We start from the raw sequence: 22479 nt of genomic DNA, 5'->3' as shown, positions 1-22479 counted from the left end.
TCTCATTTTATAACAAAAAATTCATCGATAAAATTTTCATCTTCATCTAAATATAGAATATAAAAACCTATTTTTTTTCCTTTACATTCTATATCTATTTCAATTTTAAAGCTATTAATATACAGCTCATTTTTCTCGTATAGAACATAAACAATACTTTTGTTTATTAGCTTTAAATCTCCTTCACAAGATTCTTTTAAATCATTTAAAACATCTTCATCCTTTAAAACATTATTTATATACTCTGAGGAAATCACAAATAAATTTTCTATATTTCTATTTAATATTTTCATAAGTTTAATGTATTAATGACCCATTACTTTATCAAAAACAATGTGTCCATTTGCACTTGGATTACCATAAATTCTATAATCGCCTCCTTTTCCTAATACTTTTAATTTGTATTTATATCCTGTTGCAGCTGCTTCTGTTGCTGACAATCTTATTATACCTTGTTGTCCTTCAGGGGCAACTATTCCGTTACTAATTGCATTTTTAACTTTTTTTTGTATATTAGGATCTAAAGAATCAAAAACTTTTCTGATTACCCAGCCTGAAGTTTTTTTAGCATCTTTTTTGGCAAGTGATTTTCCAACAGCTTTTCCTACTGCCCTCAAACTACTTTTTAACGGTCCCCTACTTATATCGGGCATTTCAAGCAATATCATGTTATCACTATCGCTCGTAGGCATTCTACGTTTGTCTGGTCCTGAGTCTAATAAAGAAGCAAAGCTAAATCCATCACCATATCTTGTACTGTAATAAAAATCTATATAGCCCTGATTTACTTCATAATTGGTATTCTTATCATTTAAATTAGCATTATCAGAATTATAATATTTAGCATATGTTTTTGCTTTTGCAAAGTCATACCCATTGACCAAAACAGTTTCATTGACTCCGTCGTTAACATTTACCTCCTCTCCTGTTCTTTTATTCTTATAAATTGTTGCAATAGCTTCAGGTTGTTGCGCAATCATACCTGTCGGATCATTATAAAAAATAGGATTATTATCTGCATAACTATAGGGTTGTAAAGTCGTTTCAGATAGAGGATCGTGTACACCCCATCTTCCAATCTCCGGCATATACATTCTCGCACCATAATCATACATACCACTCTCCTGAAGCTCCTTTCCATTGTACTTATATTTATACGCAGGATTTCCAGATAAAGCATTATATCCTTCATGCTTCAATCCAAACGGATAATAATTACTCTCCTCAATGATCTCTGCTCCTGAGCCGTTTTTAAAGTAGCTCAACCTTGTATTTCCAAGATGGTCGGTATAATTATACACATATTTCCCGGTTTCAAAATTAAAATAACCTTCTGCGGTAGGGAAGAATTTCAATGTCCCGTTTTCATACTGGAAACCGTCTAAATAATCTATGGTGTCTGTACCGAAGATCTTTCTTACTTTTACTCCGTCTGCTCTATACGTGTAATCTGTTACTTTGGTATTCTGGGTAACCTTTCCCGGTAAATTTAAATAATTATATTGAATAGAGATCCCTTTATCCTGTTGAACTGTCATATTTCCGTTCAGGTCATAGCTGATCGTACTTCCGGTACTTCCTGATGAAAGCGGATAGCCACTTAAAGCATTACCCGTTCCCACTTCTTTAAGATAGGCTAACTTATTACTCTGTTCACCATTTTCATAGTGGTATTCCAGATCATCCATTACTTCGGGAGCGGTATAGCCGGGAAACTGTCTTCCTCTTCTGAGCAGGGATTTAATATTTCCGTTCAGGTCATAGGTAAGCTGCTCATGGTATTCTCCTCTGTCTAAATTCATGGCATCCCAGAAACGCCCTTCCTTAAGACGGTTGAGACCATCATATTCATAGGAGTAATTTCTCAGTACCGCATCGCTTTGGGTAATCCAGGACATTTGTGAGATATTTCCGTTGTACCTTGCAGAACCTGAAAACTGGCTGTCCGGTTTGTTGTACCTCAGCTCGTAAGCAAAGAGTTTATTCTGCAGATTGGAAGGTTCATTAAGCTTTGTAAGCCATCCTCTGATATTGTATGCATATTTGACACTTTGGAGCGGACTGCCGGTTGTATTTCCTACATTTTTGGTCTGAACCTGTCCGAGATCATTGTATAGATTTTCAGCAAGAAGTTCCTTAACACCGCCATTTACTTCATTCCAATGTCTTACCAGCCTTTCCTGATGATCGTACTCAAAAGTTTCTTTGATGTTGACTTCAGTGGCATCTGCAGCTCTTTTATGTTCGGTAAGTGTATATTCCGGTACCCCTGAAAATTTCAGGAAGCTTTCTGTTTTGGTGTATCCTCCGAGATGATTCACAGAATAAGTGGATATTGCCCGTCCTTTCTTGTCATAATAGGTATATGCTTTTGTCCAACTGTCATTGTCAATATTTTTCACATAAGAAGCTGTAGGCAGACTTTTTGTGCTCACATTCGAGGACTGGGTAGACTGAGGCAGTACTTCCTGACCTAAGATGGTCGCAGAAACCGCCGGTGCTCCCTGAGGATAGGTATCATAATAACTGACCGTAAGGATTTTATCAATACTCGTAGGATAGGAAACGTTTCCGTACTCTATATTCATTCCACTTAAGGCAAAACTGCCTCCACGGGCTTCGTAAGAAACATTTGCAGCCTGATTATCGACATAATTCTGGATGTTCTGTCTCAGAGTACCATCCCTTGAAATCCCGGTGTAGGTAACTCTTCCAAACTGATCATATTTGGTAAAATTCCATGACTGGTCGGCAGTAAAGTTGGCGATTCCATTTTTCAGAACGGTATCCCGATACAGAATCACCTGGTCTTTTTTGTTGTATACCATCTGTTCCCAGCCTTTTCCCGGAAGCTTCTTTTCTACCAATCTGCTTCTGCCATCATATTTATACTGATAACACAGATGCTCCAAAGCGGAAGCGGATACGGATGTGGAAGCAGAAGCCAACGGCGGAACCACAACCGCTAACTGGTCATACTCATTGTACACATAATAGGTATCTGCATTTTCTGAAGCACTGATGACTTTTCTGACTAATAGAGTCTGTCCATTACCATTCCTGAATTCTATGGTTTTATTGTTGTCTTCATCCGTAACGGTATTTTTATACAGTTGCGCTTCTCCGTAGGTCCCGGATAGAAGTAATTCGGAAGAAGTAACTCCATCCGCCCAATTCGTGGCTGTTGTGGTATATTTTTTCACCTCGCCTGCTGTATTGGTATCATAGCCGAAAACAATAGGTTTGCTCTGCCAGTCGGTCCCTGGATTTTTCTGGCTCAGAATCCTGTCAAGCGGAGAGTTTTCTAAATTTTTATGGCTGAAAGGAAAGGAATCATTAATCCCGTTGGACTGATAATACGCATTGACAGCTCCTTCCACTCCGGTCTGAATATTTCCACTCTGCGATGACATCGGAACCGGAAGCCAGCTGTCTATCTGCCTTCCAAATCCATCATAAGGAATATGCGTCACCATATCTTTCCCGGTAGGAGTAGATTTTATGCTAACCGCTTGCTTAGGTCTTCCAAGACCGTCAAAAAACTGAACACTTTGTATCTGTTGCAGCGATCCATCTGAAACTTCAGTAGGCACTAAATACTGTCTGGTATACACATAATTTTCAGTATTTGAGATATTAGCTGAATAATCAACGGTGATAGGGGTATAGGTATTCCCCGGGTTATTAGGATTGGACCCTCCGATATAGGCGCGAAAAGTTCCATTGACAGAATTAAATTTGAATCCCGGGAGCATCCGTATACTTTGGGGATCTGCCACTTCTGTATTGGGAGCAGGAGGAGAAGTTAACACCACCTGTCCGTAATGATGCATCCCCCATAGCAATCCAATACTTATATATAATTTTTTATACATAATTTTTAATTAATGGGTGGTGGATTTCATCTTAATAAGCTCTTCTTTCAGCTGCTTAATTTCTAAGACTGCTTTTCCTAAATCCGTATTTTCTGTTTCTAATTTCTGAATTTTTTCATGCTGATCTTTTAACTGTCTGTTTTGTTCAATCACATACAAAGTAAGCTCTTCGATCTTTTGCAAAAGTTTAATCTGAAATTCGCCCACATTGACCCCTTCTTTTTCCATGACTTTGGCTGAAGCAATTTCCGGTAAATGCTTTTTCTCTTTAATATGTTTTGCGACTTCCTCCAGCTTTGGAAGGTCATAGTTTTCTTCAAATACGAAATCTGCAGTTGGAGTCAGGGTCACTTTAATTTCTTTAGCCTCTAATTTACCCTGTAATAAAGCATTCCCATTTGGATTAATCTTCATGATTTCATGCATTGTTACCGGGGAATTCATTCCAATGATTTGCTTTGGTGAACTTAAAAAGCGGATCCCATCATCATTCATGATCATCGACACCTTAGAAAAATTTAAGGTTCCATTGGAAGACAACCAACCGTCCGCTGTATTGGGATCTGCCTTAACGCCAAAACTCATATAGGATGCCGCAGAACTTCTTAAAGATCCCCAGTTACTTAAAGATCCATCTTCGTATCGTATTGCAAGAGCATTAATTCCCTCGGTGGAACTACCACCACCAACCAGTATATTTCCTGAAACATCCAGTTTTTCCTTTGGCTGTGTATTTCCCATTCCAATATTTCCGTTCTCGAGGATTGAAAATCTTTCAACTAAGTTTACATTATTTGTATTATCCTGAAGTAAAATAGAAAATTTTGACCCAACCGTATTTCCTGATTCTTCAGTAGCTGTTATTCTTGCTTTAGGATTACTTAAGTATCCAGCGAATTCCAAAGTAGGATATTTTGGATTGGCAGAAGAAGCGCTCCATCCACCGGTAGAAATTGTTATCTTACCTCCATTCTGGTCACCAACTTCTAAATTGGAGTGAGGATCATGAACCCCGATTCCCACATTTTTGGATGTAGGAGTAGATGTTGGGTTTACAACACCTGCAGAGGTATATAACTGTGCCGAAGCAAATTGAGCAGCAAAAAGGCCTGCAATGAATATTGTCTTTTTCATAATTGAGTTTTTTATTGTTTATAATTGTATTTAAATTCTTTAATGATTTTGTAAACAGGATTTCCGGAAGCATCTTTATCAAGTTGTTTCACTTCTTTCAATCGATTAGCGGTGTCATAGATATAAACCTCTCTGATTCCGGATGGCGGGGTAATGCTGGTTACACCAATTAATGGATTGTAAGTATAGGTGCTGATCTGATAAGCCGATAAAGCAGAATTGTTTCTGAACAAATCTAAAGCCGCAACCAATGATTGTTCGGAAGCCTCTGTACCCAACTGGGCATCATTATCTGAAGCACTAACGATATTATCGATTAATGACTGGCTGATATCTGATAGTTTCGCGCCTTCAATTTTAACAATAGGCTGGCTATTCTTGTAGCCCCAGATCACCGTTGTAGAAATTCCGTTTCTTGTTGTGTATTGCTGTATGTTGCCTTTAGAATCATATCTGTCATAAGTAGCTTCAGTAGATGGTGCATTGTTTTGAAGGTCATAGGAAACTGATGATAAAGGAAGCACCAGAGAAGCATTGTTGTTTGTAATTTCTGCAACAGTTTTCGGATAAATGGTTTCTGTTCTTGATAATGTTTTTGTAGTACTTCCAATAGTTTGAGAGGTTGAAGTTTCCAGAGGAATACCTGTCATTTTATTATCAAGCATTAGCTGATTACCCTTTTCTTGAGCATATTTAAATTCTGTTGAAATTAGTTTATTATTATTTTCATAAAATAAATCTTCTTTTTTAACTAATCCTTGAGTATTATAATTAACCAATTTTTTGGTAGTGATAATTTTATCTCCAAAATATTGTTTAGTTATTAAAGAATCTAGTTTATATGATTCTGATATCATTGGACTTACATAATATACATATTTTGAAAGTCCATCATATTCTCCTGATGTAGTTAAATACGGATCTTTCCCATTTCCACCTAAAAGAAATTTCTTTTCCGCTCTAACACTATAAAATTGATTAAAAGGAATCAAATTACTATATCTATAAGTTTCAGATCTTAATAAGTTGTCATTTTTATCTTTAACTACTTTCGCTGATAAAAGCCCATTTGTTTGTTTTTTAATAACAGGAAAAGAATTAGAAGTTGTATTTTCAAGATTATAATAATGATATTCTGTTTTGCCTTTAAATTGGGTTGAATTATTAACGTCAACCATTTTTTCCGTAACCTTTCCATAGCCTACAGCATCATATTCACTTGAAGAAATCTTATCATTAACAACATAAAATTCATTATAACTAACATTCCCCGAACATGGTGTACTCGAACTACAATCAAAACAATAATAATCTTTCTGGTTAATAGGATTAATTCTATTCTGTAGAACACCTTCATCATATTCATAGTTTTTCCAATCTGCAAGAATTCCTTGATTTGAATAATTTTTTACAGATTTTATGCGTGGCCCATGTCCAAAAGATGTAAAATCACTGTCTACAGTTGGAGAATCAACATAACTAACAGTAGAAAATACACCTGCAGAATGATAAATATCAGCAGGATGATACATGTTATTGTTAAGATTTAACTTAACCATATATTTAGTTGTTGGATCTGGATCTACAAGATCAACGGTGTAGAGCTCTTGCCATTGATAACTGTAAGTTTGATGAAATGTAGAAGCATTAACAACATTAGCAAGATTCCATTGCTTCAGAACTTGTATGTTTGGAGTTCCATTAGAATTAGTTTTTACTTTCAAAAACTGAATTGAGGCACCTGCACTTATCATTTGATAATAATCATACCGTTTTGATTGAGGTCCAGAGGGGCCACCATCAAATCCTCCTGAAAACATATTCGTAAACCTAAATGTTTTTGGTGCTGTTGTTATTTTTATAGATAAAGTATCTTTATGAGGAGCACTATAGCCACCAACTCCTGTGTTGTTAAGTAATTCTGTTTTAGTTAAGTCAAATAATTGATCATGACTTGGAATAAATTGATTTTTGAAAGAATTAACTTCATAAGCAAATTCAGTATAACCTTTTGTTGGATATTGAATTTTTCTCAACATATACGCATCAACATAATCTTTATTAGAATATCTATTGTTTCCCTCATAATTCATAGGTAAACCGCTATTTGCTTGAAGGTAAAACTTTAAATCTGGCAAAAGAACATTACTACTATGACCATTATAAAAGCCCCAAAAATCCTTAGCAAATGATACTTTAGCAGGAAGTGTAGTTGTCATATTGTAGTCAAAATTATAATCTTCTCCAATATCAATTTTATTATTGGAGTTATCATATGAATGCATTGATACTTTATCTAATTTTAATCTTTTTCCTAATGCATCTTTTTGAGTTGAGGTTAAAGAATTAACAGGAAACACAACACTTGGAAAATCATCTATATAAGGAAAATATGTATATGTAAAATCAATTGATTTTATTTTTTTATTACTCCTATTGTTAAATACATCTATTGATTTCAATCTTTTTAAATTATTACCATCATACACGTTTATATCCTGACGATCTTCAAGGTTAAACTGGGCAAGCAAGTCATCTGTCTTTATCCTTCTTAATATTTTGACACTACTAACATTAATAATTGATTGAGGATTTTGATATTGATAGTTAATTTTGCCATCACACATTCCCATTGACATGTTATATCCTGATTTATATATATTCCTACTTTGGGTAAATGTGTGGAAATAGTAATTGGCATCATCATATTCAAAAAGAATTTTTTGTTTTGTTGGAAGCTCAATTTCACTAATCTTATAGCTTCTACTTGAATAGTCAGGAGATAATGAGTTACCATTATGACTTGTAAATAATTCTCTTTGACCAAAAGTATATTTTATACCTTTATTATCAGTTGCTATTATTTTTCCATCCGTAACTTGAAACTGTATATCTTCACTTTTATCCAGAATAAATACTTGCTTTGTTTGAAGATTAATAAAGAAGCTTCCAGTATGTCCATAAAAATTAAATCTGAAAGTATCTACCTCCCCATAATTTCTATAAACAAGGTCATTTACGATTACATCAGAATCAGAGCCAGTAGGAGCAAATGGCGGAAAGCAAACGACTGGTCCACTACTCGGCATGCACCAATTGTAATCAGCAAACCCCTTCTGTTTTACTATTTTATATCTACCAGTTCCTCCTGGATAGGCTTCCAATCTATTATAAAAAGCGGCATAATCATTTGGACTTATATAACTTCCATCTGATTGATCTGCTTTACCTTTAACATCTTGATAAATTATACCTTCTGGCATAAGATTCCATCCTAGTCCAACCCAAGTTGCCTGGTCATCCAGTTTAATACCTGAAGCTTGATAATTTAGTGATATTGGTATACTAAATCCATATTGATTCAATGTATAAAGTAATATTTCAGTTCCCGAAACGCCTGTATAGTGACTTACTGGTATATCTCCAAATCTTTTAAACATCGCCACTTCTGGTGAGGTTGGAAAATTAACTGTATTTTGAGTTTGCGGAAAATATAAATTACAGATTATAAATGTTAATAATAAATATATTTTTCTCATGTTACTTTTTTATTAATTTAGCATTCGCCGTTTTATTCCCATCCGTCTTTATCGTCACCAGATAAGCCCCCTGAATCAGATTCTGAGTATTGATCTTCGTCACTTTATTCTTCGTCTTCAAACTCTGAAGCTGTCTTCCACCCATGTCATACAACAAAATATCCGCTTCTTTAAATTCAAAGCCTATTTCTACGTAAGCATAGTCTGAAACCGGATTCGGATAAATTTTAATATCCTGTTTTTCAATTAATGTATTGATCTGGCTGTCTCCCAATTTCACAATCTTCCAGTTCTCTTTTCCAAGTTCTTCTGCACTGGTGCCTGCAAGGATAATTGAGCCATCTCTGTTTAACTTAATATCTGAAAGTCTTTCTTCTTTTTTCCTGGATTCTCCTTTAACATATTTTCTCCACTCTTCATTTCCATCCTGATTCAAATACAGCATCCAGAATGTTTCGTCATCTGTTTCTATTTTTCCTTCTGCCTGTGTGTAGCCACCTAAAAGAATTCCTTTTGAAGATTTATCATCTGCTGAATGAAGCACACTCATTCCCATTAAAATATCTCTGTTTTTGAAATTGAAAGATTTCTGCCAGATCTCTTCGCCTCTTTCATTTAAAGAAATCAACCATAAGTCTGTACCTTCTTCAATACCTACCGTTTTATTTCCTGACCTTTCTGATCTGGATTCTCCACCGATAATAAATCCCGAAGATGTTAACGCTAATGTTCGTATATGATCATCGCCTTTTCCTCCGAAATTCTTTTCCCATTCTACTTTTCCGGTTTTGTCGAGCTTGACGATCCAGTAGTCTCCTTCACCGAAGTTTTCAGTTTTTTTTGAACCTCCTAAGCCACTTCTGGAATAGATCCCCAATAAAGCTCCACCGTCTCTGGTTGGAATTATTTTCTCAACTTCATCAAGTCCTTTTCCTCCCAATACGGATTCAGACAAAGTTTTGCCATCCTTATCAAGCTTTACAATCAAAACATCTTTTGATCCGTAACCTTTAGAGGAATTTTGAACATTTCCAGCAACAAAAAATCCAAGGTCTGTAGTTTGAATAACTGACCTGGCTTCCTCATCAGAAGCACTTCCTAATGTTTTCTGCCAAAGCTCATCTCCGAATTCATTGATTCTGATCAGCCAGATATCAGATCCTCCTTTGGAATCTTCTTTTTTATCCAGTCCTTTTCCGGAATAAGAAGTTCCAGACAAAAGAAATCCTCCCTCCTGAGTAGCTACAGAAGCTGAGAGATAGTCATGGTTCTGTCCTGAGAAATATTTTTCCCAAACCTGCTCACCCTGCTGATTAAGTTTAATTAAATGGAAATCGTAACCGTTGTTTTGCTTTTGGCTATTAGCTGCCGGCGTGTGGCTGGATCCTGAGCTTGTCGAAGGATGAATCGAGCTTCCTGAGATAAGATATTGCTGATCAATAGTCGTGGTCACCTGGCTTAGAAAATTCTGGGTAGAAGACCTGATATCCTTCTGCCACAATACTTGCTGGGCAGAAAATCCCAGAAGCGTGCATAATGTCAATGCACCGGAGTAGAATCTCTTCATCTGTTTGTGTATTTTAGTTTTAAGATTAGCTTTTATAATTTTGCGGCAAATTTAACACTTTTTAACGCATTTCAAGTCCCTCAATTGAGATTTAATGTAAATTTTTAATTAAGCGATATATTATTAGCACTTTGCCATTAATTGATGAACAAAATTAACCTCATGACACGACAAAACGCGTCGTATAAAAATAAAAAGAGCCGACCCCCGAAAGGATCAGCCCAAAACATTAACTGTTTATATTGATAGAATTATGATTTCTTATTTCCAGCCACCGCCTAAACTTTTGTAAATATCTACAACGGTACTCAGCTGTTGCTGTTTGGCTTCGATCAGCTCCATTTTCGCATCCAGAGCATCTCTCTGATTCAGAAGAACCTCAAGATAATCTGCTCTTGAATTCCTGAACAATTGGTTCGCTATGTCAATCGACTGATCCAAGGCTTTTGTTTCTTGCGATTTCATCTGATAATATTGGTCAATATTTTTAACCTTTGACATTAGATTGGCTACATCCAGATACGCATGCAAAATCGTTTTGTCATACTCGTACAACGACTGGATCTGTTTGGCATCCGCAGTCTGAAAGTTGGCTTTGATCGCACTTTTATTAATCAGCGGTCCTGCCAATTCTCCTGCCAGATTATAGGCAACAGATTCCGGCATTTTAACCAAATAAGAAGGCTTGAAAGCTTCCAGTCCTAATGTTGCAGAAATCTCCAGTGACGGGTAAAACTCCTTTCTTGCAGCCTGTACATCCAGTTTTGCCGCCTTTAATTCCAGTTCCGCCTGTTTGATATCAGGACGATTAGCCAGTAACTGAGAAGGTATTCCCGTATACACAGTCTGTGGCATCGTAGACATAAAGCTTTCTTTGGCTCTTACAATAGGTTGCGGATATCTTCCCAGAAGCGCATTGATCTCATTTTCTTTCTCCGTGATATCCTGGCGGATGGTATATTCTGCAGCCTTGGATTTGGCCAGCTCAGCTTCAAATTTCTTCACAGCCAGTTCCGTAGCGGCAGCAGCTTCTTTCTGAATTTTGGAAATTTCCAATGCTCTTTCCTGCAATTTAATATATTGCTGAATAATATCCAGCTGATTATCCAGAGCCAGCAATTCATAATAATTGTCTGCTACTTCTTCAACAAGGCTGGACAAAACGAAGTTTTTCCCCTCAACAGTAGAAAGATAATGGGCTACAGCTGATTCCTTCTCAGTTCTGAGTTTTTTCCAGATATCAATCTCCCAGTTCGCCATCAATCCTCCTTCAAAATTACCAAGCGGATCCGGCATTTCTCTTCCAGGTTCTATCTCCGTAGTAGCATCACCGGCACCTTCGCTGGTATAGCGGCCTGCTTTTTTAAGACCGGCTCCTATTCCGGCTGAAACGGTTGGACTCAGTTTTCCTTTTTTCGCTAAAACACTGCTTTTCGCCATTTCGATCTGCTGAAGCGTAATTAGTAATTCCTGATTGTTTTTTAAAGCGGTTTCAATTAAGCTTACCAGATTCGGATCTGTAAAAAACTGTCTCCATGGAGTTGTGCCACTGTTTGCATTGGCATCCTGCTGCTCTTCCTGATTGAAATTCTGAGGCAGGTTCTCTTTTACCTCATCTTTTATCACCGTGGCCATGGGAGCTCTACAGCCTGTGAGCACAAGCGATAGAGCAATGGCTGCTATATATTTATTATAAATCTTCATGTTTGTCATCGTGTTGATAAGGTTCAGTTTGTTCTGTTAAAGGATTCTCCTCTTCATATCTTGCCAGTCTCGATTTCTCTGCGATGGTTCCGAAAATATAATACAGACCCGGAATAATCATCAGTCCGAAAATAGTTCCTATCAGCATTCCTCCTGCTGCGGCCGTACCAATCGTTCGGTTTCCTACAGCTCCCGGCCCGGTAGCCATTACCAACGGAATAAGACCCGCAATAAAGGCAAATGAAGTCATCAGGATCGGACGGAAACGGATAGCCGCCCCTTCGATAGCTGCCTGCGCTACTGGAATTCCTTCTTCAGCTTTCTTCTGAACAGCAAATTCTACGATCAATACGGCATTTTTACCCAACAGACCAATCAACATGACCATCGCTACCTGAGCGTAAATGTTATTTTCAAGACCTAGCAATTTCAGACATAAGAATGCTCCGAAAATACCGGTAGGAAGAGATAAAATCACCGGTAACGGCAGGATAAAGCTTTCATACTGCGCTGCAAGGATCAGATAGACAAATCCAAGACAGACCAAGAAAATAAATACAGCTTCATTTCCTCTGCTCACCTCGTCTTTAGAGATCCCCGCCCAGTCGATACCGAAACCTCTCGGAAGTGTTTTATCGGCCACCTCCTGAATCGCTTTGATGGCCTGTCCGCTACTATATCCCGGCGCGGGAGTTCCACTCACCTCGGCAGAGTTATACATATTGTGTCTTGTGATCTCTGACAATCCATATACTTTCTGCATTTTCATAAAATCTGAGTACGGAACCATCTGCTCCTTATCGTTTTTCACATACAGTTTCAGCAAATCGGTAGGCAGTGCACGGTATTGCGGACCAGCCTGTACAATCACTTTATACGGTCTGTCGAAACGGATGAAACTGGTCTCATAGTTGGAACCGATCAATGTAGAAAGGTTATCCATCGCACTTTGTATCGTAACTCCTTTCTGTTCGGCAAGATCATTGTCTACCTTCAGCATGTACTGAGGGAAACTGGCAGAATAGAAGGTAAATGCAGAACCCAGTTCGGGACGTTTCTTTAATTCTTTAACAAAATCATTACTTACCTGCTCCATTTTATGATAATCTCCACTTCCTGCTTTATCCAGTAAACGGAGTTCAAAACCTCCCGCAGCACCATAACCAGGAATGGAAGGCGGCTGGAAGAATTCTATATTGGCACCGGGAATATTCTTGGCTTTTTCCTCGAGCTTTTCAATGATTTCTGCCGCAGATTCTTTACGTTCTTCCCAACTTTTAAGGTTGATCAGACAGGTTCCTGAGTTGGACCCCGTACCTTCTGTCAGGATTTCATAACCCGCAAGTGAAGAAACAGACTGTACCCCATCGATATCTTCAGATTCTCTTAATAATTCTTTCGCAATCTGATTTGTTCTTTCCAGAGTAGATCCCGGAGGTGTCTGGATAATCGCATAAATCATTCCCTGATCTTCCGCCGGAATAAATCCTGAAGGAAGTGAGTTGCTCAGGAAGAATGTACAGGCACAGAATGCCAGTAATAAAGGAAGTGTAATGGATTTTTTCTTAACTGTTTTGTTAAGCATTTTCTCATATCTTCCGGCTCCTTTTGTGAATAAATTATTGAATTTATCCAGGAAAATGGTAATCGGTGTTTTCTTTTTGGCTTTTCCGTGGTGATTTCTTAAAATCAAAGCACATAAAGCCGGAGTCAGTGTCAAGGCTACAACCCCTGAAAGAATGATCGCTGAAGCCATTGTAATAGAGAACTGGCGGTAAAATACTCCAACCGGACCTGACATAAATGCAATCGGAATGAATACGGATGCCATTACCAACGTGATCGCGATAATCGCCCCACTGATTTCATGCATCGCTTCTTCAGTAGCTTTTAAAGGCGAAAGTCCTTTTTCTTCCATCTTGGCGTGAACGGCTTCAATCACGACAATTGCATCATCGACGACAACCCCGATGGCCATTACCAATGCAAAGAGGGAGATCATGTTCAGCGTAATTCCAAATGCGGACATGACCGCAAATGTTCCCACCAGTGAAACCGGAACTGCCAGCGCAGGAATTAAGGTCGAACGCCAGTCTCCAAGGAAAAGGAATACCACGATTGCCACCAGAATAAAGGCTTCAAATAACGTATGAATAACCTTTTCCATAGATGCATCCAGGAATCTTGAAACGTCATAACTGATGTCGTAGTGCATGCCTTTCGGGAAGTTATTCTTCTCAAGATCTTTCATCAAAGCTTTCACATTTTTGATAACGTCACTTGCATTGGAACCGTAAGACTGTTTTACTGTAATTGCGGCTGAAGGTTTTCCGTTCAGTGTAGAATAGATATCATACATTGAGGAACCGAATTCTATATCCGCTACATCTTTTAATCTTACAAATTCTCCTCCCGGTTTTGCTTTCAGGATAATATTTCCGTAATCTTTTTCATTGTTGAAACGTCCGGAATATTTCAGAATATATTCAAAGGATTGGGAGCGCTTTCCTGAGCTTTCCCCTGTTTTACCTGGAGAAGCTTCCAAACTCTGCTGGTTCAGGGATTCCATCACTTCGTCTGCGGAAATATTATAAGCGGTAAGTCTGTCCGGTTTAAGCCAGATACGCATCGCATATTCACGCGTTCCGAGGATATCTGCGAAACCTACTCCACTTACCCTTCTCAATTCGGACATCACGTTGATATCAGCATAGTTGAAAAGGAATTTCTGGTCAGCTTTAGGGTCGTCACTGTACAGGTTAATGTACATCAACATGTTCGGTTCTTCACGGGTAATTTTAACCCCCTCACGCACGACCAGAGGCGGAAGTTTGTTAACAACGGAAGATACACGGTTCTGAACGTTTACTGCAGCTACATTGGGATCTGTTCCAAGATCAAATACGATCTGAATGGATGCTTCTCCGTCGTTACCGGCATCGGACGTCATATATTTCATACCAGGAACTCCGTTCAGACCTCTTTCGAGGGGAATCACTACTGACTTAATCAATAGCTCGTTGTTAGCTCCCGGATATTCTGCGGTGATATTTACTTTAGGAGGTGAAATGGAGGGAAACTGGGTCACTGGAAGTTTTACCAGCGACAGAACTCCCATAAATACGATGATCAGTGAGATCACGATAGACAGAACAGGTCTGCGGATGAATTTCTTAAACATACTGCTTCGTTTTACGAGTAGACTACTCTGCTTTTAGTTTCAATGACTGAAGAACTTTTTTAGGATCCTGGAATTTGGACTGTATTTTCTGGTCATCTTTTACCTTCTGTACCCCTTCTAAAAGGATTTTATCTCCCTCGGCAAGCCCAGAACCTACCACATAAAGATCCGGCAGTTCATAAGCTACTTTTATGTTTCTGGATTTTGCTTTTCCATTTTTATCAATGATGAATACATATTTCTGATCCTGAATTTCATACGTCGCTTTCTGCGGAATGATCAACGCATTATGAACAGGCATCGTCATCTGTACTTTTCCGGTTTCGCCGTTTCTTAGGAGTTTATCCGGGTTCGGGAATTTTGCTCTGAAGGCAATATTTCCAGTTTCGTTGTCAAATTCGCCTTCTATGGTCTGGATTTCTCCTTTCTGCGGAAGCATTTCTCCATTAGCCATAATCAAAGACACCTCCTTGCTTCCTCTGTCGGCAGCATGGGTCTGATAGGTTAAATATTCCGGCTCTGAAACGTTAAAATAACTGTACACATTGGTGTTGTCTGATAAAGAAGTCAGCAGATCTCCTTCGTCTACAAGGCTTCCCAATTTCAAAGGAATCCTGTTGATCACTCCTGAAAACGGAGCTTTAATATCTGTAAAAGATAAATGAATCTGAGCCAGCTTCATTTCGGCATTGGCGGCGTCCAGCTTAGCTTTCGCCATTGCTCTTTCGTTTTTAGACACAATGTTGTTACTCGCAAGTGTGCTGGCATTTTTCAGTTCAATGCTCGCCTGCTCTACTTCAGCTTTGGCTTTCAATAATTCAGCCTGGTACAGCTGAGGCATAATTCTGAACAGGGTTTGTCCTGCCTGTACATACTGACCTTCGTCTACGTAAATTTTTTCAAGAAATCCTTTTTCCTGTGCACGGAGTTCAATGTTTTTCACAGATTGGATTTGTGCTACGTATTCTTTGTTGATCACCGTATCCATTTTCACAGGACTGGTGACGGGATATACTGTGGCTTCTTCTTTTTCTTCTTTCTTCTGACTGCAGCCAACAGTCAATAAAAGGGTGCTTATCGCAATGCCTGAGGCAACTCTTTTGATCATAATTCTAGAGTTTAATATAAATCGTTAATGTTTTGAATGGAAATAAAACGGTAATAGAATTCCTGCGATGTAATGATTACCGGCATAGGCAACGCAGTAGATCTCCCGTCCGGAGTATGGACAGAAAACGGATCACGAAAAAAGATTTTTTAAATTCTGATAGAACGGATCAGAATGAATGTTTTAACATTGGAATACAGCGAAAGAAAACCATTGATATCAGGCTTTCTGCTTTTAGAAGAACGAAGACCAAAAATATAGACAAGACTGAATACACCGGCAAATACAGCAATCATCTGAATGGTATCCGATAACTGGAAATCTTCTTCAGCAAGCTCAAGGGTGGTATTGTCAATATTGTCTGCCATCTGCTGCACCGACAGTTTCTCGAACGTCTGGTTCAGGCGGTTGGCCTTTTTGGGCATATGATGAGAAACATGACCGGAATAGTCATTTCGAAGTGTTTTGACATCAAGTCTGCTTTCTACTACAAAGAGCAGAAAAAGACCGGTCAAAAAATATACAAATAGGTTTCTCATTTTGAAGTGGCAAATGTACACCTAGAAATGTATACCTTCATAGTAGATTAACAAAATTTAACTCTCCTTTAAATTAGCTGAATAGAAAAGACATTCATTTTTTTATTACGACTCACGATTAAATTTCATATAATTTTGAAATTATGTGCACAAAACAACTTACAATGTATTTTAATTACAAATTTTAAACATTAAAATCAATTTAAAATAAAAAAAATACGTGTAAATACATTTAATGTAAATTAAATTTCGAATTGAAGATTAAATATTATTTAAAAATCGAATATTAATTGATATTAATCATAATAATTCGTATATTTATGAAAAATTATCAATAATAAATCAACAATTTAATACAGGCATTAAATTTAAATTAAACTGTTTTATTTTAAAACCAGCTTTGATTTACTTAATTTTTGATGACCGATTTTTAAACTAACCAACCACTATAACCATGAAAGCTTTAATTATGAAAAACAGAATATCTTTTGCAGGGCCTTAATCTTGTATAAAGATATTACTTGATCCTACAGAGAGCTGAAATTTTTCAGTTCTCTTTTTTGTATTACATCTCAAAAAAATAAAGTCTCACGCGTATGATTTAAATCATTTTTTACTGTGTATCAGTATAATAGAATTTTTAATACTTTTGCAGCAAATTAAAACAACACCAATAACGTGAAAAAAACTGTACTTTTTTATTCTCAGCACCGGCTGTTTAAACCAGCATTCCAACGGTTATCAGCTTAGCAAATCTTTATTCAACAGACTTATTTTTATCGTTTATAAAAGAACACTGTAATGAAGGCGTAAAGCTCAACAGATAGAAATATCAGATTAATTTATGTAAAATTAACATATATTTATTAAAAATATTCGTAAATTTATATAGTATTAATATCACTATTCATGACACCTATTCAAATCACTTATCACTATGAAAAAATTATTCACATCGGTTCTTATGGGGCTGGCAGTCCTTTCCTCAACAGCGTGTAAGCATCCGGGCAAGGAAGCGGAAACACTTACTGAGGCGGTACCTGAAAACAAGGATGAAATCTCTAAAGATGTTTTCACGGACAGTTACGGGGAAAAAATTGAAGTCACTATCAACCACACAAAAAGCACAGCAACCGTTCATCTGGAAGGCAAAACGTATGATCTTAAGAAAAGCGATGCTCTTCCCGAATACACTGCGAGTAATGAAGAATATCAGTATTCTGATATCAAAGGAAATATCACTTTACTGAAAAAAAATGTAGATATGGTTCTTTTTCATGCCAAGCGTGATCCCAAAGGATCCGGATCTGCAAAGATGGCTTCCTATTAATCTGAAGCCACAACATCCATCATCTAAACTCACACAAAATAATAAACTATGAAAAATTTGTATTACTATCTATCTGCCCTATTTTTACTGGCATTTCTTACGGCATGTAAGACTCCGCCGGCACAGAAAACGTCAACAGATATCATGGGAAAAACATGGAAGCTTACGGAACTGAACGGACAACCTATCCACCTTAAAAATCCTAAAAACAATCCTTATTTCAAGCTCAATACAGAAGATATGAGATATGAAGGTCACGGTGGCTGTAATGGTGTCGGAGGAACTTTCGAGATCAAGCCTGAAATGATGAGAATCAAATTCAACCAGGGAATGTCTACAATGATGGCCTGTGAAGATCTTGAAACGGAACAGCTATACACAAAAGCTTTGCTTGCTGCGGATAATTATTCTGTGAATGGAAACACACTGACCTTAAACAAGGCAAGAATGGCTCCACTGGCTAAATTTGTTCTTCAGCCTTAATTAAATTTAAAAATTTTACGATACAAAAAAGGTGGCCGAGAGTTTCTCGGCCACCTTTTTTACTTCTTATAGATCATATAACATATCAGCAGGCTTATATTGACCAAAACAGCAAATGCATTTGACAAAATAATAGGCAATTCGTCTTTCTTAAAACCATACCATACCCAAAGCGAAAGCCCTGAAATAAGGACCAACAGCATGACCAGGGAAATATCGTCCACATTCTTCTCTTTGATCACCTTGATCAGTTGGGGGATCATGGAAATGGAGGTAAGAACTCCGGCAATGATACCAAGGGTATTTTCATTCATAGTTGTAATTTTTATTGGCTTCTGACTTTTAGTTTCTGGCTTCTGGCCTAAATCTGTCACTTGAAACTTCTTCATGTAATGGAATATTTTCTTCGATAAATTGGTACAGACTATGAGAAAAATAGCAGCCATTCAGAATTCCTCTGGCTCCAAGACCATTGAATACATAGAGATTTTTAAATGATTCGTGTCTTCCGATAATAGGCCTTCTGTCTTTCACAGTGGGTCTGAAACCGAAATTCACTTCTTCCACTTCAAAATCATGGGGATAAATTTCAGACAGTCCGTTCACGAGCTGTGCTACAGCAGATTCGTCTATGTGATGATGCAATTGCTCTCTGTCATAGGTTCCACCATAGAAATGAAGTCCGTTATCTGTAGGAAACAGGAAATGTTTCTTTTTAATAGTGATATCTTTAGGAATAGGTTCCGAAAGTTTCACTTTGATATGATGTCCCTTATTCGGAACTACTGCAATATCTGAAAAGAAAGGATTTTCTTTCACACCCATTCCTTCACAGAATACGATATTTTTGAACTGAAGGTCCCTGTAAATTCCTTCGGAAGGTTCCAACTTTTTATAATCGAATTTTTCTTTGAGGAGAAATGCTTTTTTTTCTAAAAAATCAAATAGATCCATGAAAAATCCATTAACTTTTAATCTGGCAGACTGATTGACCTTTCCTGTGTTAAAGTCGTTTTTTACTACCTCTAAGTGATCGAATTTTTCATCAAGAAAGCTGGAAAGTTCTTCATTTTTAGATTTTTTTTCCCAAAGATTCTGTTCATTCTCATCGTGAAAAATTCTATGGATAGGTGAATCTATCAGATAATTTTTTCCGGTATAGGATTCTATCTCTTTCAATGTATTTTTAAGGAAATGAATTTGCTCCTGTGCTTTCCAGAAAGTTGTGAATTTTTTGAGTACCACGGGATTAATAATTCCTGCAGAAACCTGGGAAGCACTTTTTCTGCCTTCCGAGAAGAGGACAAAAGATTTGCTATGCTTCATTAACTGATGAGCGAAAAACAACCCCGCATATCCATCTCCAACGATGATATAGTCTATATGTTTCATAATAAAAAAAACCTGAGTAAAAGTACTCAGGTTTTCTATAAATATCAAGTGAAATCTTAGTAATTCCACATATCATTTTCCATACTAAGGATCTGATTTTTGATTCTTTCGCTTTCAGCTAGCTGTTCGTCAGCATCTTTAGGAATATAGTCCTTGATGGAGCCATCACCTAAACCGCTTGATGATTTGTAAATAACTGAAGAGAATCTTCTTGCATTGATGATATCATCGAAAGACAGGTCAGCAGAAGAATTTTTTCTGTTGTATACAAAGTTGTTAGCCAACACGTCTCTTGCATTCGGATAGAAGATCCAGAATAGGTCGATAAGCTCGTCATTACTTGCAATCGGCTTACCATCTGGTCCAATAACTCCCTGTACAGCTGGATCAGGACCCATTGCTGCAATACCAAGAGGTCTGTATTTCATCTGTCCGTCTCTCTTATCGATAAACCACATACCCATGATTTTAAGAACTTTTACTTTATCAGTAGTCGTCTTGAAAACGTCGGTATATTCTTTTTTCTCCTGATCCGTTAATTGTCTTCCGGAGTTTAGGATATCAATAGCAGCATCATTGATGATTACTTTTTCCAATCTCTTCTGAATACCTTCCGGCGTCAATTTCACCGTAAAGTTCTCGTCATCATAAACCTGCTCGATCTTTCCGCTTAACGCTGCATCCAATAATAACTGGTACAGAGATCTTGTAGGTGTAGCCAAAAGTCCATCCGGATTGTCATAGTAGAAAGGCTGGTTGATCTTATCATTCATATCAATGATCTCCCAAACAAACATACTCTTAAAGATATCTTTATCTTCTACAAAACCATATTCAAGAGGCTTTACTGTTTTATCAATAATAGTATCACCAACTTTTTGTTTGTTTTCCTCTCTCATCTGTCTGAACTCTTCCGGAGAAGCTGCGTTCAGAATAGTCTGGGATAAAGCGAATCCCGAAACTAATACTAAAAGGGTGCTAATATATTTTTTCATAATAAATTACAATTTTAGTCCTATGGAATATTAATGATTATAGGAGTAATGTTTTTAATCTGTTGTCCTTCCAATCCTTGAGCAGTTGCTTTAATATCGAAGATCGAAACTACATCTCCTGATCTAAGATTCTTAACCAATCCAGCGGCATCACTCAGTGAATTTCCGTGAACTAACAGTGCCGCTCTACCTGGTACTCTAACCATAAACTGAGTTACAGTAAATGAAACCGGGAAGTCGAAGTCAGGAATTGCTGCCTGTACAGACTGATTCTGGATAGAAGTAGCCGGCATAGATACCATACTCTGGCCTCTCATCTGGCCTTGTGGCGGCGGAACATTCTTAATTCTATACTCAAATACCTGTGATACAGATTTTCCGTAAGGATCTATTCCTGATAACGTCAGTTTAACTATATTACCTGAGCTAGGTTTCACACTCCATTTTCCTGGGCCTGTATTTTTCACAGATGCACCCGGAGCAGATAGTGAAAGTCTTGAATTGTCGGCTCCTAAGATTGATCCTGAAACAGGGTTCTCAAGTCCTCTATACATTACATTCATTTTATCTGCTGAAAGCAATAATCCTTTTTCAAGTTTTACTTCTCTTGGTCCTGCGATTACGTTATACGTGTGCGTCCATGGGAAACTTTGAGGTTTTCCTGAAGCATCCGTTAAAGTAATTGTTCCTCCCAGTTTGTGCTCTCCAATACCAGAACCAGAAATAGATGTAATACCTTTTCCGTTCTCTACTCTGCTTACCCCTGAGATCGCAATCTTGTTACTTGTAGAATAAGTACCTAACATTACTTTTACTTCAGCCTGTTTTCCTGCCTGGATATCCACCGGACCAGAAACGATAGGCTCGTAACTTGAGAATTTGATACTTGCATCCACTTTCTCCTGAAGCAATAATGCCAATGCATCAGACTGTACGTTTCTCGCATCATTCTGGATGATCTCCAGATTAGAGATTGCAGCGATCAACGGCTGGTGATAGAATTTATTCTGAAACCAGGTCTTGTCATTCGGAGATTTTCCTTTTGGATATTCAGCGATCAAAGATTTGTTAGCTCTGTCTACTAAGTCTTTCAGCTGAGGGTTGTTTCCAAAAGTTGCATTGATATAATTTCTTACGTCGTCAATTTTCGCTTTTAAATCTAAAGCTCCTTTTGAAGGCGTATTCTCTTCTCCTTCTTTAAAGAAATATTCTGTAGTCGCTTCATTATTATTCAGCGCAGCAAAATTTTCGCTTACATCAATATCTTTTCCTGTTTTTGGATCTTTATCATGAAAATCCGAAGTCTTTTTTAAAGCATCTTTGATCCCTTGTGCCGAAGCCACCAAAACATCAATTTTACCTTTCAAAACTTTATACTGTCCCCAAGGCTGTGCATAAGTATCTGGTACCTGCATCGCTTTAGCCTCAAGCGTTTTTTCGAATATTTTCTCGTTTTTATTTTCTGTTAAAGTCCTTGTTTCATTCAATGCTCTGGTAGAGTCATAATATGATCTGATGATCTCTGCATCAATATTTAGGGCCATCATCGCGATGAACACCAAATACATTAGGTTGATCATCTTCTGACGAGGGGTCTGTTTTCCTTGTGCCATTCTCTTTTCTTTTGTTTTT

Annotated in this window: 15 protein-coding genes; 2 read left to right on the top strand and 13 right to left on the bottom strand. The window is 37.5% G+C overall.

Annotated elements, in window-relative coordinates:
- Nucleotides 1–2: 2 nt before the first annotated feature.
- From LC419_RS08500 to LC419_RS08460, 9 genes are all read right to left on the bottom strand, one after another.
- Nucleotides 3–293, bottom strand: a complete 291-nt coding sequence (locus LC419_RS08500; protein ID WP_223606935.1) for a hypothetical protein — start codon at nt 291–293, stop codon at nt 3–5.
- A 12-nt stretch (nt 294–305) separates the two neighbouring features.
- Nucleotides 306–3875: a DUF6443 domain-containing protein gene (locus LC419_RS08495; protein WP_223606934.1), complete on the bottom strand. Its 3570-nt coding sequence runs from the start codon at nt 3873–3875 to the stop codon at nt 306–308.
- A gap of 9 nt (nt 3876–3884) precedes the next feature.
- The gene (locus LC419_RS08490; RefSeq protein ID WP_223606933.1) at nt 3885–5009 is read right to left on the bottom strand and encodes a hypothetical protein; all 1125 of its coding nucleotides are present in this window, start codon (nt 5007–5009) and stop codon (nt 3885–3887) included.
- Nucleotides 5010–5020: 11 nt separating this feature from the next.
- Nucleotides 5021–8548: a hypothetical protein gene (locus LC419_RS08485; RefSeq protein ID WP_223606932.1), complete on the bottom strand. Its 3528-nt coding sequence runs from the start codon at nt 8546–8548 to the stop codon at nt 5021–5023.
- Between the two features lies 1 nt (nt 8549).
- Nucleotides 8550–10115 carry a T9SS type A sorting domain-containing protein gene (locus LC419_RS08480; RefSeq protein ID WP_223606931.1) on the bottom strand — a complete coding sequence of 522 codons (1566 nt, stop codon included), beginning with the start codon at nt 10113–10115 and terminating at the stop codon, nt 8550–8552.
- 261 nt (nt 10116–10376) lie between these two features.
- Entirely contained in the window at nt 10377–11819 is a 1443-nt protein-coding gene (locus LC419_RS08475) for a TolC family protein (protein WP_223606930.1), read from the bottom strand.
- Entirely contained in the window at nt 11806–15000 is a 3195-nt protein-coding gene (locus LC419_RS08470) for an efflux RND transporter permease subunit (protein WP_223606929.1), read from the bottom strand. The genes LC419_RS08475 and LC419_RS08470 overlap by 14 nt, the downstream gene beginning before the upstream one ends.
- Before the next feature lie 22 nt (nt 15001–15022).
- A complete protein-coding gene (locus LC419_RS08465) occupies nt 15023–16108 on the bottom strand; it encodes an efflux RND transporter periplasmic adaptor subunit (RefSeq protein ID WP_185116534.1) in 1086 nt (361 codons plus the stop codon).
- A gap of 149 nt (nt 16109–16257) precedes the next feature.
- A complete protein-coding gene (locus tag LC419_RS08460) occupies nt 16258–16647 on the bottom strand; it encodes a hypothetical protein (RefSeq protein ID WP_223606928.1) in 390 nt (129 codons plus the stop codon).
- A gap of 937 nt (nt 16648–17584) precedes the next feature.
- Here LC419_RS08460 and LC419_RS08455 point away from each other — a divergent pair.
- Together LC419_RS08455 and LC419_RS08450 are read left to right on the top strand one after the other, a co-directional pair.
- On the top strand, nt 17585–17977 hold the full coding sequence (locus LC419_RS08455) for a hypothetical protein (RefSeq protein WP_223606927.1): 393 nt from the start codon (nt 17585–17587) through the stop codon (nt 17975–17977).
- A gap of 48 nt (nt 17978–18025) precedes the next feature.
- Nucleotides 18026–18460 (top strand): META domain-containing protein, encoded by a 435-nt coding sequence (locus LC419_RS08450; protein ID WP_223606926.1) that lies wholly within the window; start codon nt 18026–18028, stop codon nt 18458–18460.
- Nucleotides 18461–18519: 59 nt separating this feature from the next.
- On the opposite strand, the gene LC419_RS08445 is transcribed toward LC419_RS08450, so the two are convergent.
- Genes LC419_RS08445 through LC419_RS08430 form a run of 4 tightly spaced genes read right to left on the bottom strand, consistent with a single transcriptional unit; the run spans nt 18520 to nt 22460 of the window.
- The gene (locus LC419_RS08445; protein WP_223606925.1) at nt 18520–18774 is read right to left on the bottom strand and encodes a SemiSWEET transporter; all 255 of its coding nucleotides are present in this window, start codon (nt 18772–18774) and stop codon (nt 18520–18522) included.
- Nucleotides 18775–18802: 28 nt separating this feature from the next.
- On the bottom strand, nt 18803–19852 hold the full coding sequence (locus LC419_RS08440; RefSeq protein ID WP_223606924.1) for an FAD-binding oxidoreductase: 1050 nt from the start codon (nt 19850–19852) through the stop codon (nt 18803–18805).
- Nucleotides 19853–19908: 56 nt separating this feature from the next.
- Complete coding sequence (gene gldN, locus LC419_RS08435) at nt 19909–20847, bottom strand: gliding motility protein GldN (protein WP_223606923.1); 939 nt, start codon at nt 20845–20847, stop codon at nt 19909–19911.
- A gap of 20 nt (nt 20848–20867) precedes the next feature.
- On the bottom strand, nt 20868–22460 hold the full coding sequence (locus LC419_RS08430) for a GldM family protein (protein WP_223606922.1): 1593 nt from the start codon (nt 22458–22460) through the stop codon (nt 20868–20870).
- Nucleotides 22461–22479 lie beyond the last annotated feature (19 nt).

The organism is Chryseobacterium sp. OSA05B (assembly GCF_019970065.1).
In the GTDB taxonomy this organism is placed as follows: Bacteria; Bacteroidota; Bacteroidia; order Flavobacteriales; family Weeksellaceae; genus Chryseobacterium.
The sequence above is the reverse complement of the archived record's forward strand: the minus strand, read 5'-3'. Positions and strand labels throughout refer to the sequence as shown.